Origin of the sequence: Pseudomonas sp. A6 (assembly GCF_052367875.1) — a bacterium.
Taxonomy (GTDB): domain Bacteria; phylum Pseudomonadota; class Gammaproteobacteria; order Pseudomonadales; family Pseudomonadaceae; genus Pseudomonas; species Pseudomonas citronellolis.
Genome location: NZ_CP198970.1, coordinates 2,170,021 through 2,183,493, shown reverse-complemented (window position 1 = coordinate 2,183,493; position 13,473 = coordinate 2,170,021). Strand labels below are relative to the sequence as shown.

General features: G+C 68.9%; 15 protein-coding genes. 4 read left to right on the top strand and 11 right to left on the bottom strand.

The annotated features are described in order from the left end of the window. Positions 1-15: 15 nt before the first annotated feature. The 3 genes from ACTWJ5_RS09925 to ACTWJ5_RS09915 all read right to left on the bottom strand — a co-directional run bounded on the left by ACTWJ5_RS09925 (position 16) and on the right by ACTWJ5_RS09915 (position 2,846). Entirely contained in the window at positions 16-621 is a 606-nt protein-coding gene (locus ACTWJ5_RS09925) for an outer membrane beta-barrel protein (RefSeq protein ID WP_116425993.1), read from the bottom strand. A gap of 342 nt (positions 622-963) precedes the next feature. Further along, entirely contained in the window at positions 964-2,163 is a 1,200-nt protein-coding gene (locus ACTWJ5_RS09920; protein ID WP_116425991.1) for a lytic murein transglycosylase, read from the bottom strand. An 11-nt stretch (positions 2,164-2,174) separates the two neighbouring features. Continuing rightward, complete coding sequence (locus tag ACTWJ5_RS09915; RefSeq protein WP_074980371.1) at positions 2,175-2,846, bottom strand: polysaccharide lyase family 7 protein; 672 nt, start codon at positions 2,844-2,846, stop codon at positions 2,175-2,177. A gap of 159 nt (positions 2,847-3,005) precedes the next feature. Between ACTWJ5_RS09915 and ACTWJ5_RS09910 the strand changes: the two genes are divergently transcribed. From ACTWJ5_RS09910 to ACTWJ5_RS09900, 3 genes are all read left to right on the top strand, one after another. Next, positions 3,006-3,800, top strand: coding sequence for a dienelactone hydrolase family protein (locus tag ACTWJ5_RS09910; protein WP_074980370.1), 795 nt, complete (start codon positions 3,006-3,008; stop codon positions 3,798-3,800). Between the two features lie 324 nt (positions 3,801-4,124). After that, the gene (locus ACTWJ5_RS09905; RefSeq protein WP_074980369.1) at positions 4,125-4,829 is read left to right on the top strand and encodes a 4'-phosphopantetheinyl transferase family protein; all 705 of its coding nucleotides are present in this window, start codon (positions 4,125-4,127) and stop codon (positions 4,827-4,829) included. Positions 4,830-5,071: 242 nt separating this feature from the next. Further along, positions 5,072-6,439, top strand: coding sequence for an OprD family porin (locus ACTWJ5_RS09900; RefSeq protein ID WP_444438368.1), 1,368 nt, complete (start codon positions 5,072-5,074; stop codon positions 6,437-6,439). Between the two features lie 359 nt (positions 6,440-6,798). Here ACTWJ5_RS09900 and modC read toward each other — a convergent pair whose 3' ends face one another. From modC to modA, 3 genes are read right to left on the bottom strand one after another with little or no spacing between them, the layout of a single operon-like run. Continuing rightward, positions 6,799-7,887, bottom strand: a complete 1,089-nt coding sequence (gene modC, locus ACTWJ5_RS09895; protein WP_116424764.1) for a molybdenum ABC transporter ATP-binding protein — start codon at positions 7,885-7,887, stop codon at positions 6,799-6,801. 1 nt (position 7,888) lies between these two features. Then, complete coding sequence (gene modB / locus ACTWJ5_RS09890; protein WP_444438366.1) at positions 7,889-8,569, bottom strand: molybdate ABC transporter permease subunit; 681 nt, start codon at positions 8,567-8,569, stop codon at positions 7,889-7,891. A 12-nt stretch (positions 8,570-8,581) separates the two neighbouring features. Beyond that, a complete protein-coding gene (modA, locus tag ACTWJ5_RS09885; RefSeq protein WP_301502514.1) occupies positions 8,582-9,337 on the bottom strand; it encodes a molybdate ABC transporter substrate-binding protein in 756 nt (251 codons plus the stop codon). Positions 9,338-9,432: 95 nt separating this feature from the next. Here modA and ACTWJ5_RS09880 point away from each other — a divergent pair, with 95 nt between their 5' ends. Then, a complete protein-coding gene (locus ACTWJ5_RS09880) occupies positions 9,433-9,861 on the top strand; it encodes a TOBE domain-containing protein (RefSeq protein ID WP_043270708.1) in 429 nt (142 codons plus the stop codon). Between the two features lie 205 nt (positions 9,862-10,066). Here the strand turns inward: ACTWJ5_RS09880 and ACTWJ5_RS09875 are convergent, their stop codons facing one another. The 5 genes from ACTWJ5_RS09875 to ACTWJ5_RS09855 all read right to left on the bottom strand — a co-directional run bounded on the left by ACTWJ5_RS09875 (position 10,067) and on the right by ACTWJ5_RS09855 (position 13,371). After that, positions 10,067-10,429 carry a YidH family protein gene (locus tag ACTWJ5_RS09875; RefSeq protein ID WP_009621770.1) on the bottom strand — a complete coding sequence of 121 codons (363 nt, stop codon included), beginning with the start codon at positions 10,427-10,429 and terminating at the stop codon, positions 10,067-10,069. Positions 10,430-10,499: 70 nt separating this feature from the next. Further along, a complete protein-coding gene (locus ACTWJ5_RS09870) occupies positions 10,500-10,925 on the bottom strand; it encodes a DUF6691 family protein (RefSeq protein ID WP_256514773.1) in 426 nt (141 codons plus the stop codon). Between the two features lie 2 nt (positions 10,926-10,927). Beyond that, positions 10,928-11,359: a YeeE/YedE family protein gene (locus tag ACTWJ5_RS09865; protein ID WP_116424768.1), complete on the bottom strand. Its 432-nt coding sequence runs from the start codon at positions 11,357-11,359 to the stop codon at positions 10,928-10,930. Next, positions 11,356-11,679, bottom strand: a complete 324-nt coding sequence (locus ACTWJ5_RS09860) for an ArsR/SmtB family transcription factor (RefSeq protein ID WP_444438362.1) — start codon at positions 11,677-11,679, stop codon at positions 11,356-11,358. The genes ACTWJ5_RS09865 and ACTWJ5_RS09860 overlap by 4 nt, the downstream gene beginning before the upstream one ends. Before the next feature lie 78 nt (positions 11,680-11,757). Further along, complete coding sequence (locus ACTWJ5_RS09855) at positions 11,758-13,371, bottom strand: ATP-binding protein (RefSeq protein WP_301502508.1); 1,614 nt, start codon at positions 13,369-13,371, stop codon at positions 11,758-11,760. Positions 13,372-13,473: the final 102 nt, after the last annotated feature.

Below are 13,473 nucleotides of genomic sequence, written 5' to 3'. Positions count from 1 at the left end.
CCGGCCCCCTGCCAGTCAGAACCGGTAGTTGGCGCCCAGGTAGAGCTGCGCGCTGCTGTGCAGGTCCAGCGAGCCGACCTTGTCGCCGCCGTGCGGGCTCATCTCCGTGCTGGCATTGGTACGCAGGTAACGATAGCCGCCTTCCAGCGAGGCGTTCCGGCCGATGTCCTGGAGGATACCGGCCTGGGCGCCGATGGCGTAGCCGATGTCGCTGTCACGGCTGTAGCCGCGGGAGTCCTGTTCCAGCTTGGTCAGGCCCAGGGTGCCGCCGCCGAACAGCTTGGTGCCCTGGTCGTTGAGCGGCAGGAAGGCGTCGTAGCTGCCGAGCAGGTTCTGCTGGCGCAGCTTCAGGCCGCGGTAGGTGTCGGAGGTGTTCTCGTAGGTGGCGTAGTAGCGGCCCTGCTCATTCTGCTGGCCGGCGCGCACGCCCCAGGTGCTGCTGTTGTTGATCACGCTGTCGAGCTTGGGATCGTTGAGGTTGCGGTTCAGCGCGTCGGACTTCTGGATGTTGTTGCTGGTTTCGCCCCAGGTCAGGCCGGCGAAGTTTTCCGAGGCCTGGGCGATACCTGCGGAGGCGCCGAGGATGGCGGTGGCGAGGGTGAGCTTCTGCAGCAGGTTCATGGTGTTTCTCCGTCAAGGATGTGGGTAAGTGGTTGACGGAGTGCAGGTTAAGGGGCGGCCACTGAACGCAGCCTGACGCGCCGCTGAACCTGGCCTGAACGGAAGGCCCGCGGTGCCTCGATCCCGTCTTGCCGGCTGTGCCGAAGCGCTCTTCGTAGGATGGGTTGAGCGAAGCGAAACCCATGCTGCCGTGGTGATGGGTATCGCTTCGCTCAACCCATCCTACGGGGCTGTTTTCTGGGTTCCCGCGTTCGCGGGAATGACGTCGGAAAACACCACTCTCCCCCCGTCATTCCCGCGAACGCGGGAACCCAAATAGACCGTTGTTCCTACGACAGCGCTTCAGTGCGCGGCTTGCAGGGCCTTGAGGATCTTCTGCCCGGCACGGCCATCCGCCGGCTGCAGGCCCAGGCGCTGCTGCTCGGCCTGGATGGCGCGGCGGGTGTTGTCGCCGATCAGCCCGTCCGGCTCGCCGATGGCGTGGCCGCGGGCCAGCAGCAGTCGCTGCAACTCCTTGCGCTGGGCGCGGCTCAGGCCGGGGTCGTCGGTCGGCCAGGGGGTGCGCAGGCCCGGCTCGCCGCGCAGGCGGTCGGACAGCAGGGCGATGGCCAGCGCGTAGCTTTCCGCCGCGTTGTACGAATAGATCGCGTCGTAGTTGCGCAGCACCAGGAAGGCCGGGCCGGCCTTGCCGGTGGGCAGCAGGATGGCGGCGCGGGCGTCGCCGGCCGGCAGCGGCCCGCCGTCGATGCGCTTCACGCCCAGGGCCTGCCAGTCCGCCACTGTACGCCGCTTGGTGCGCCCGGCCTGGGACTCGGCGAAGTTCGCCGGCAGCTTCACCTCGTAGCCCCAGGCCGCGCCCGGCACCCAGCCGGCCTTGCGCAGGTAGTTGGCGGTGGAGGCCAGGGCATCGGGCACGCTGCCCACCAGGTCGCGGTGGCCGTCGCCATCGAAGTCCTCGGCGATGCGCGCGTAGGTGCTGGGCATGAACTGCGTCTGGCCGAAGGCGCCGGCCCAGGAACCGGTGATGGCCGGATCGCGCAGGTCGCCCTGCTGCAGCAGCTTGAGGGTGGCGAAGAACTCGCCCTGGAAGAACGCCTGGCGCCGCCCGTAGCACGACAGCGTGCCCAGCGAGACCAGCAGCGGACGCTTGCCGGTGATGCGGCCGAAGTCGCTCTCCACGCCCCACACTGCCGCCACCGTGTACTTGTCCACCCGGTACTGGCGGGCGACGCGCTCGAACAGCTCGGCATGCTGCGCCAGCATGGCCTTGCCGTCGGCGACGCGCTGTTCGTCCACCAGCCCGGCCAGGTAGTCCCACAGCGGGGTGACGAATTCCGGCTGGGCGTTGAGCAGGTCGAGCACGCTGAGGTCGGCCGCAAGGCCGCCGGTGTAGCGCTGGTAGGCCGCGGCGCTCACGCCCTTGGCGGCGGCCTGCGGCTGCAGGCGCGCGAGGCAGGCGGAGAACTCGTCGGCCACGGCGCCCGGGGCCTGGGACAGGCCGGCGGCGAGCAGCAGGGCCGGGAGGATTCGGGAAGGCAGCATGGGGCAGTTCCTCAACGGTGCATGATCGACAGGGCGCTGAAGGTCGCCCGCCCGCCTTCGCTGGCGGGGCCGCGATTATCCTGCAGGTACAGCCCCGCCTTGAAGTACAGGCCCTGGCGCGCCCACTGCGGGTCGAGTTGGCGGACCAGGCGCTGGTCGTTGACCTCGATGCTCAGCACGCCCGAGCGCGACACGCCGATGCGGTAGTCGAAGCTGCGCCCCAGGGGGATGCCGTCCAGCACCGTGTAGGTGATGGCGGTGGCGTCGCCCGGGCGCTCGCGGATCTGCGCCAGCACCCGGCCCTGGTCCAGGCGCAGCTGGTAGACCAGCTTCAGCAGCGGCGCGGCATCGCCGCTGCCGGCGCCATCGCTGTGGATCTGGCCGATCACCATGCGCCGCATGGAGGGCACCGCGTCCACGTGCAGGGTGGCGCGCAGCAGGCTGTCGACGTTGGGATAGCGCCAGGTGTAGGGCGAGCCGTCGCTGCGCGTCTCGCGCAGTTCGGTGCGCGGGAACTCGCTGTTGCGCGTGTGGCTGCCGTTCACCGGCACCCAGAACTCCACGCCGTCGGCGCTGCGGTGGAAATACGGGCTCTGGTAGTCGCGCTGCAGCGCCGGGGTGGAAATGGTCCTGGCCGGGCGGCCTTCGGGAAGGGTGAGGTTCCAGGTACTGAGGTCGAACATCCGTTGTGGGTCCCGCACGGCTGACTGGCCCGGCAAGGGTAGCCGATGGCGCCGCGGCTTTCACGCCATGCCGCGGGCTTGAGCGGTTGCGCGGGGGAAATCCGACCGCCGCCGCACAACCGGCTATCTTTTTCAGTCCACCCTCTGGAGAAAACGCCCATGCGCCTGCTCGCCACCCTGCTGCTGCTCGGCCTGGGCTTCGCCGCCCAGGCGGAGGTCAAGACCCAGGAAATCCCCTACCAGGCCACCGACGGCACCAAGCTGGTCGGCTACTTCGCCTACGACGACGCCCAGGCCGGCATCCGCCCGGGGATCATCGTGGTCCACGAATGGTGGGGCCTGAACGACTACGCCAAGCGCCGCGCCCGCGACCTCGCCGCGCTGGGCTACGCGGCGCTGTCCATCGACATGTACGGCGAGGGCAAGGCCACCGAGCACCCCGAGCAGGCCCAGGCCTTCATGCAGGAAGCATTGAAGAATGCCGACGCCGCCAAGGCGCGCTTCCAGGCCGGCCTGGACCTGCTGAAGAAACAGCCGCAGACCGACCCGGCGAAGATCGCCGCCATCGGCTACTGCTTCGGCGGCAAGGTGGTGCTGGACATGGCCCGCCAGGGCCTGCCGCTGCTGGGCGTGGCCAGCTTCCACGGGGTGCTGGCCACCGCCACCCCGGCGCAGCCGGGCGCGGTCAGCGCCAAGGTGCTGGTCGAGCACGGCGGCGCCGACACCCTGGTGCCGGCCGACAGCGTGGCCGCCTTCAAGCAGGAGATGGACGCCGCCAAAGTGGACTACAGGTTCGTCGTCCAGCCCAACGCCAAGCACAGCTTCACCAACCCCGACGCCGACAAGCACAAGGGCCACGGCCTGGACGTGGGCTACGACAAGACCGCCGACCAGAAGTCCTGGGCCGACCTGCAGGCCTTCCTCAAGGACATCTTCCAGCAGAAGGCCGACTGAAGGGCGATGGGTATCGCTTCGCTCAACCCATCCTACGGGGGTGTTGGCGTTTGGCCGGGCAAAAAAAACGGGAGCCCGAAAAGGGGCTCCCGCCACGATCTGTGAAAAGGCCGGAGCGCGCGGCTCCGACAACAACCTCACCTGCGTTCCGGCAAAGGAACGCGAGGCGCAGTGTGGCAAATTCCCCGGCCGCCGATCCGTAGCGCTTCGGTAAGCCTTTGCAAGCGAATGTAAACGCCGCGTGACCGCCCGGACGCGACTGGGCGGTCACTCGCCACACGAATCCACTGGCACCGCGTCCGGCGGCCGGGCAGAATCCCCGCCATGCCCGACACCGACGACTTCCTCACCCCGCCCCAGGCGCACTGGCCGCTGCCCCAGGCGCTGCCCGGCGCCCTGCTCCACAGCTGCCGCTTCCAGCCGCAGAAGCTCGACGCCCAGGCCTTCGGCCGCCACGGCGTGGACCTGCCGCCGAACATCGGCCGCGCGGTGGCCAAGCGCCGCGCCGAATTCCTCGCCGGGCGCCTGTGCGCCCGCGCCGGCATCCAGCGCCTGACCGGCCTGCCGCAGACGCCGGGCCTGGCGCCGGACCGCGCGCCGATCTGGCCGGGCGGGCTGGTCGGCTCCATCACCCATGGCGACGACTGGGCCGCCGCCGTGGTGGCCCGCCGCGACGCCTGGCGCAGCCTCGGCCTGGACGTCGAGACGCTGCTGGACGACGCCCGCGCCAGCCGCCTGCTGGAGGAAATCCTCACCCCCGCCGAGCGCGAACGCCTGGCGCCGGAGCAGGTCGGCCTGGGCGTGACCCTGACCTTCTCGCTCAAGGAAAGCCTGTTCAAGGCCCTCTACCCTCTGGTGGGCCGGCGCTTCTACTTCGAGGATGCCGAACTGCTGGCCTGGGACGCCGAAGGCCGCGCGCGCCTGCGCCTGCTCTGCGACCTGTCCGCGGAATGGCACCACGGCCGCGAGCTGGAGGCGCAGTACGCGCTGTTCGACGGACGCCTGCTGAGCCTGGTGGCGGTCGCCTAGCGCTCCGCCGCCAAGGTGCGGCATCGCGGCCATTGACTGGAAAGTCAGAATTTGGCCTCATGCACCGCGTCCAGCGACCGACCCTAGCCTTTGCCTGACCGCGTCATCGTCACGGCAATCGCGTCTTGCGCCTATCGCTATATACAAAAACATATAGCGATGGACATCAGCCGCGGCTACCTTGGCCGGCGCGGACGGCGCCACCCCGGCCACATACATAGAAAAAGAACGGACCAAGGAGCATGACAATGAAGCGATCCACCCTCGCCCTGGCGATCGCCGCGGGCGTCCTCGCCCAGCAGGCCAGCGCCGGCGGATTCATCGAAGACAGCAAGGCCAGCCTCGGCCTGCGCAACTTCTACATCAACACCGACAACCGCAACGGCCCCGCCTCGCCCAGCAAGCAGGAAGAATGGGGCCAGGGCTTCATGCTCAACTATGCCTCCGGCTTCACCGAGGGCACCGTCGGCTTCGGCGTCGACGCCCTGGGCCTGCTCGGCCTGCGCCTGGACGGCGGCGGCCGGTCCGGCAAGAGCGGCATCGACCGCCAGCCCGGCACCATCTTCCCGCTGGAGAGCGACGGCAGCGCGGTGGACGAATTCAGCAGCCTGGGCCTGACCGCCAAGGCCAAGGTGTCGAAGACCGAATTCCGCTACGGCACCCTGCAGCCCAAGCTGCCGGTGGTGGTCTACAACGACGCGCGCCTGCTGCCGATGACCTACGAGGGCGGCCAGGTCACCTCCAACGAGTTCAAGGACCTGACGCTGATCGGCGGCCAGCTGACCCACACCAAGGGCCGCAACTCCACCGACTGGCGCAGCATGTCCATCGCCGGCGCCAACGGCAGCAGCGCCAGCTCCCGCGACAGCAACAAGTTCTACTTCGCCGGCGGCGACTACAAGGCCACCAAGGACCTGACGCTGCAGTACTACTACGGCCAGCTGACCGACTTCTACCAGCAGCACTTCCTCGGGCTGACGCACAACTGGGCGGTCGGCCCGGGCACCCTGAAGACCGACCTGCGGGTGTTCATCAGCGATTCCGACGGCAAGAACGGCAGCACCTCCGGCCGCGCCGACGGCTACGTCAGCAGCGGCTACTACGGCAGCGGCGTGACCAAGGGCGAGGTGGACAACAACGTCTACAGCGGCCTGCTCACCTACAGCCTCGCCGGCCACAGCATCGGCGCCGGCTACCAGGTGCTCACCGGCGACAGCGACTTCCCCTACCTGAACCGCGGCGACGGCGAAGGCACCAGCACCTACCTGCACACCGACGCCCAGCTGCTGAAGTTCAACCACGCCGGCGAGCGCACCTGGATCGGCCGCTACGCCTACGACTTCGCCAAGCTCGGCGTGCCGGGCCTGACCTTCAGCGTGCTCTACCTCAACGCCGACGACATCAGGACCGGCCGCGGCGACCAGGGCGAATGGGAACGCGACATCGCGGTGGGCTACGTGGTCCCCGAGGGCACCTTCAAGGGCCTGGGCCTGGCCTGGAAGAACGCCACCATGCGCAGCGGCCTGCCGGTCAGCGGCTCGGGCACGGCGACGCAGCGGGATCAGGATGAGAACCGGTTGATCGTGAGCTATACGTTGCCGTTGTTCTAGGTCTGGAGTGGGGGCTGTTGGAGTCAAGAGCCAAGAGCCAAGAGCCCCTCTCCCTAACCCTCTCCCTGAAGGGAGAGGGGACTGTTCGGCAGGGTTGGATGTTCTGGAGTCAGCCGGCAACTCCAATGATTTCCAGCTGAAACCATTCCCTCTCTCGGCACGGACAAGCCCCCTCTCCCTTCAGGGAGAGGGAGCGGAGCCACCCCAAAGCCCAAAAGCCACCGGGCCGCGCCAGGATGCTCTTCGTAGGAGCGAGCTTGCTCGCGAACCGCATGGCACCGTATTTGTTCGCGAGCAAGCTCGCTCCTACGAAAAGCCATAAAGCCATAAAGCCATAAAGCCATAAAGCCATCCGGCCCTCAGGCCAACACCGCCACCGATTTCACCTGCGCCCACACCCCCTGCCCCACCCGCAACCCCAGTTGCTCGCAGGAATACCGGGTAATCCGCGCCAACAACGGATTCCCCCCCACATCCAGCCGCACCAGCAGATGCGCCGGCGTATCCGTGGGAGCCAGCTCGGTCACCGTGGCCGGCAGCAGGTTGAGGATGCTGCTCTGCTGCGGGCGCTGCAGAGTCAGGCTGACGTCGCGGGCCTGCACCTTGATGCGCAGCGCCTTGCCCACCGGCAGCGGGCCATGGGCCAGGCGGATGCGTTCGCCGCAGTTGGGCAGGCCGAGGTCGAGCAGGCCGTATTCGGCGTCGTGGCCCAGTACCTGGCCGTCGATCACCACGCCGGCGTCTTCCAGCAGCGAGGTGGGCAGGTCGGTGCGCGCCAGGGTCTCGCCCACCGCGCCGCTGGCCAGCGCGCGGCCGGCTTCCAGCAGCACCAGGTGGTCGGCCAGGCGCGCCACTTCGTCCGGCGAGTGGCTGACGTAGAGGATGGGGATGTCCAGCTCGTCGTGCAGGCGTTCCAGGTAGGGCAGGATTTCCGCCTTGCGCTTGAGGTCCAGGGCCGCCAGCGGCTCGTCCATCAGCAGCAGGCGCGGGCTGGTCAGCAGCGCGCGGGCGATGCCCACCCGCTGGCGCTCGCCGCCGGACAGGTGGCGCGGCATGCGTTCGAGCAGGTGGCCGATGCCCAGCAGCTCGCAGGCCTGGTCCATGGCTACGCGGTGCTCGCGCGCCGGCACGCGCTTCATGCCATAGCGCAGGTTGCGCTTCACCGACAGGTGCTCGAACAGGTTGGCATCCTGGAACACATAGCCGATGGCGCGCTTGTGCGGCGCCAGGAACAGGCCCTGGGCGCTGTCCTGCCAGGTTTCGCCATTGACCACCAGGCGCGCCTCGCGCGGCCTTTCCAGGCCGGCCACGCAGCGCAGCACGGTGGTCTTGCCGGAGCCGGAGTGGCCGAACAGCGCGGTCACTCCGCGGCCCGGCAGGCGCAGGTCGACGTCCAGGGTGAAGCTGCGGTATTCGAGCAGGAAGCGCGCTTGGATGTCTGCCGGCATCTCAGTTCCAGGCCGAGTGGCTGCGGCGCGTGGAGTACAGCGCCAGCAGCACGAAGAAGGAGAACACCACCATGCCGCCGGCCAGCCAGTGCGCCTGGGCGTACTCCATGGCCTCGACGTGGTCGAAGATCTGCACCGAGACCACGCGGGTCTGGCCGGGGATGTTGCCGCCGATCATCAGCACCACGCCGAACTCGCCCACGGTATGGGCGAAGCCGAGGATGGCGGCGGTGACGAAGCCCGGCCGCGCCAGCGGCAGGACCACGCTGAAGAAGGTGTCCAGGGGCCCGGCGCGCAAGGTCGCCGCGGCCTCCAGCGGGCGCGTGCCGATGGCCTCGAAGGCGTTCTGCAGCGGCTGCACCACGAAGGGCAGCGAGTAGATCACCGAGCCCACCACCAGCCCGGCGAAGCTGAACGGCAGGCGCTGCCAGCCGAGGGCGTCGGTGAGCTGGCCCACCGGGCCGTTGGGGCCCAGCGTGACCAGCAGGTAGAAGCCGATGACCGTCGGCGGCAGCACCAGTGGCAGGGCCACCAGCGCACCCAGCGGGCCCTTGAGCCACGAACGGGTGCACGCCAGCCACCAGGCGATGGGGGTGCCCAGCAGCAACAGGATCAGGGTGCTGACGGTGGCCAGCTCGAGGGTGAGCCGGATCGCCGTGAGGTCCGCCGCGGTCAGGTGCATCGTTTTCCCTGTTTACAGCTCGTAGCCGTAGGCCTTGATCACCGCTGCCGCCTTCGGCCCCTTCAGGTAGTCCACCAGGGCCTTGGCCGCGGCGTTGTCCTTGCCTTTTTCGAGGATGACCGCGTCCTGGCGGATCGGCTCATAGAGGTCGGCCGGGACGATCCAGGCCGAACCGGCCGTCACCTTGCCATCCTTGTAGATCTGCGACAACGCCACGAAGCCCAGTTCGGCATTGCCGCTGGACACGAACTGGTAGGCCTGGCCGATATTCTGGCCCTCGACGATCTTGCCGGTCAGCTTGTCCTTCAGGCCGAGCTTGTCCAGCACCTGGGTGGCGGCCAGGCCGTAGGGCGCGGTCTTCGGGTTGGCGATGGACAGGTGCTGGAAGCCGCCTTGCTTCAGGACCTCGCCCTTGGCATCGACGTAGCCGTCCTTCGGCGACCACAGCGCCAGCTTGCCGATGGCGTAGGTGAAGCGCGAGCCGGGGACCACCGCCTTCTCCTGCTCCAGCTTGGCCGGGGTGCTGTCGTCGGCGGCGAGGAACACCTCGAAGGGCGCGCCGTTCTTGATCTGCGCGTAGAACTGCCCGGTGGCGCCGAAGGAGGCCACCAGCTTGTGCCCGGTGTCCTTCTCGAAGTCCTTGGCGATGGCCTGGATGGGCGCGGTGAAGTTGGCCGCGACCGCGACCTGCACCTCGTCGGCCAGCGCCGCGTGGGTGGCCAGGCAGGCCGCCAGGGCCAGGGAAAGGCGGGCGAATGTCTGTTTCATCGATGTGCTCCAGTGGTTGGCTGTCGTTCTGCTTCGAAGGGCCCGCCGGCTCTGCTATACCTTCCTGACCTCACTGGATCCAAGGAGAGAAAGACATGAAAGTCAGCGCGCGCAATGTGTTCCGCGGCACGGTCAAGCAACTGCGCAACGGCGCGGTGAATGCCGAGGTGGTGGTGCAACTGCCCGGCGGCAACGACCTGGTGGCCATCGTCACCGAGGAAAGCGTGAAGAGCCTCGGCCTGGCCCAGGGCAAGGACGTGGTGGCGCTGGTCAAGGCGCCCTGGGTGATGCTGATGACCGATGCCGAGGGCATTCGCCTGTCGGCGCGCAACTGCCTGGCCGGCACGGTGAAGTCGGTGGCCGACGGCGCGGTGAACGCCGAGGTGGTGCTGGACCTTGGCGGTGGCAGCGAAGTGGTGGCGGTGGTCACCCGCGACGCCGTCGCCGAACTGGGGCTGGCGGCCGGCGTCAAGGCCACGGCGGTGATCAAGGCTTCCCATGTGATTCTCGGTGTTCCTTCCTGACGGATGCCACGGCGCGACGCTGGAGGGCCCCGGTCTGTCCGGGGCCCGCTGCCGGAGAATCGTTATATCAAAAATTACATAACGATACCCGCGCCGCAGCAATACCCATTAAGGGCAACGCCATGGGCTTGGCCACGGGCGTCGGTGCCGATGGGCACGCCAGCATTCTGCATTTATTGACCTGAAGGTCAATTTTTCCGCAAGGCTACAACGCCAGGTACAGCGTCAGCAGCAGGCCCAGGCCGGCCACCGTCAGGTTGAGCCAGGGCCCGGCGTTGACCCGGTAGCCCTCGGGAATCTCCACCGGCTTCAGCCCGCGCACCACGTTGCGGTACTGCAGCGCCGAGCTGCAGGCGGCCACGCAGCCGAGCAGGATGAAGCCCAGCCCCACCCAGAACGACATGCGCAGCGCCGCCGCGGTCTCCAGGCCGGCGTGCATCAGGCGCAGCAGCAGGCCGGTGCGCTCCACCACGAAGCCGAAGGCGATCAGCGCCAGGGCGGTACGGTTCCAGGCCAGCAGGGTGCGCTCGGCGGCGAAGAAGACGCGGGGGTCGTTCAGGTCGGACATGGGGCCTCGGTTCGCAGGGGAATCTCCGGGTAGCGTAGGCGGCGGGCGGCGCTGCGTCTAAGGCACGGCTTCATGTCCCCGCGCCCTTGCGCCGCTGCTGCCATTCGAACGCCGCCATGCCGGCCAGCATCCCCAGCACGAACAGCGCTGCCTGCCAGTGGCCGGCGCCCAGGCCGACCAGCGCCGGCCCCGGGCAGATGCCGGCGATGCCCCAGCCAACGCCGAACACCAGGCTGCCCAGCACCAGGCGGCGGTCCAGGTCGCGCCGCGTCGGCAACTGCATGGCGCCGCCGAGCAGGCCGTGCGCCTTGCCGCGGGCCAGGCCGAAGAACGGCAAGGCGGTGAGGATGGCGCCGACCATCACCAGCGCCAGGGACGGGTCCCAGGCCCCGGCCGGGTCAAGGAAGGCCAGCACCTTGGCCGGGTCGGCCATGCCGGCCAGCAGCAGGCCGAGGCCGAACAGCAGGCCGCAGAGGAAAGCGCTCAGGCGGGCCATGCTCAGGCTCCCAGCAGGTGGCGGATGCAGAAGACGGTGGCGAAGCCGCTGGCCATGAAGCACAGCGTGGCCAGCAGCGACCGCGGCGACAGCCGCGCCAGGCCGCACACGCCATGGCCGCTGGTGCAGCCGGCGCCATAGCGGCTGCCCAGCCCCACCAGCAGCCCGGCCAGCAGCAGCGCTGGCCAGGCGCTGTCGAAGTGCAGCGCCGGCAGCGGACCGAAGGCCAGCCACAACAGCGGCGCCAGCAGCAGCCCGAGGAGGAACGCCAGGCGCTCGCCGCCGACGCCGCCCCTGGCCAGCAGGCCGCCGAGCAACCCGCTGATGCCGGCCACGCGGCCGTTGAGCAGGGCGAACAGGCCGGCGGAAAGGCCGATCAGCGCGCCGCCGGCCAGGGCGCTCCAGGGGGTGAAGGCATTCCAGTCGATGTTCATTCGGCATCCTCTGCGCAGAACAATCGGTAGAGAGTCTGGATCACCGCCAGCGCCTGCGGGCTGCTGATGCGGTAGTACACCTGCTTGCCCTCCTTGCGCGTCGCCACCAGACCTTCGCGGCGCAGCACGCCCAGTTGCTGGGACAGCGTCGGCTGGCCGACGCCCACCCGCTCCTCCAGGGCGCCGACGTGCAGCTCCTCCTGGGACAGCATGCACAGCAGCAACAGGCGGTCGGGGTTGCCCAGGGCCTTGAGCAGGCGCCCGGCCTGGTCGGCGGAGCGGCGCAGGCGTTGCAGGTCGATGGCTGGGGTGGCGGGCATGGGTACGCTCTACGAAATTACAATATATGAAAACATATAATATAAATCTGCAGAACGTCCACCCTCACCCGCCGCGGGCTATTCCTTGGGCGCCTGGCGCCGCGGCCAGGCCAGGGTGAAGCAGGCGCCGCCCAGGGCCTGGCTGCGGGCGATGGACACCCGGCCGCCGTGCCAGCGGATGATCCGCCGCACGATGGACAGCCCCAGGCCGTGCCCGCCGGTGACCCGCGTGCGGCTGTCGTCGACGCGGAAGAATGGCGTGAACAGGCGCTCCCAGCGGTCCTCCGGCACGCCCGGGCCGTCGTCCTCGACATCCACCTGGCAGCGGTCCAGGCTGACCCGGTAGCTCACCCGCACCCGCGTCTCGGCGTAGCGGATGGCGTTGCTCAGCAGGTTCTGCAGGGCGCGGTGCAGGTAGCGTGGCTCGGCCTCGATCCAGCTACCCTGGTCGAAGGGCACCAGCGCGCCGGCCTCGCAGGTCACCTGCACCTCGCCGCGCAGCGGGGCGATCTCCGCCACCACCTGGCGCACCAACTCGCCCAGCTCCACGCTCTGGTAGGTCAGCGCCGGCGAGCCCTGCTCCAGGCGCGCGTAGGTGAGCATCTCGTCCACCAACTGGTCGAGGTCCTGGATGTCGCCGTCCATGCCCTCCAGGTACTTGCGCCGGGTCTTGTCGTCCTCGGCGGACTCGATCATCTCCAGGCCGAAGCGCAGCCGCGCCACCGGTGTGCGCAGCTCGTGGGACACCGCGCGGACCAGCTCGCGCTGCACGCTGATCAGGCGCTGGATCTGCTCGGCCATGTGGTTGAAGGTGCCGGCCAGGCGCCCCACCGAGTCGCTGCCGCGTTCCTCCACCCGGGTGTCCAGGCTGCCGCGGGCGATGCGCGAGGCGGCCGACTCCAGGCCGCGCAGGCGCTGCTCCAGGCGGCTGATCAGCAGGTACAGGGTGAGACCGATCAGCGACAGGCCGACGGCGGCGATCAGCAACAGCAGTTGCGGCGGATAGGGGTTCATCTGGTAGATCGGCCCCAGCTCCAGCACCCAGGGCGTGTCGACGATGCCGGCCACCACGCGGATGGAGTCGCCGTTCTTGCCTAGCGCCAGCACGGTGTCGCCCTCCTCCACCCGGCGGCTCTGGTCGTCGTCCAGATCGATCTCCTTCAGGCGCAGCAGGTGCACGTCGAAACCGAAGCGCTTGTCGCGCACGATGCGCGCCAGGTGGTAGGGCTGCTCGCTGGCGGGGAAGCGGCGCAGCTCGTCCATCAGCATATAGATGGTGGCCCGCGCCAGTTGCTCGCTGACCTGCTCCACCTCGCCGGTGAGCACCAGGCCCTCCTGCAGGCTGACCTGGGTATGGATGCGCACCTGGTGCGGCCCGTCGGCCTCCACCAGCACCTGGTCGTTCATCAGCCGCGCGCGGTCGCGGCCGTCCATGCCCAGGGCGTCGAGCTTCTGCAGGCTCAGCGGGATGCCCATCAGGCGGCTCCACTGCAGCAGCGCGCGCTTGCGGTCCACCTCCTCCATGCCCGCCATCTCGTCGGCCATCAGGCGGAAGGTGCCGCGCGCCAGCTCCTCGCGGTAGCGATCGCCGCGCACCTCGTTGACCAGGTGCAGGGTCAGCACGCCGAGGACGGCGACCAGCACCAGGGTCAGCAGCATGCCGCCGTAGATGCGCAGGAAGATGGATTTCATCGGCGAAGCCCTGTGCCGGGTTCATGGGCCGGGGTGAAGTCGCTGGGTTCCCGCGTGCGCGGGAATGACGCCGGGGAGTCTGGATGCCGGGGGGTTGCTGCG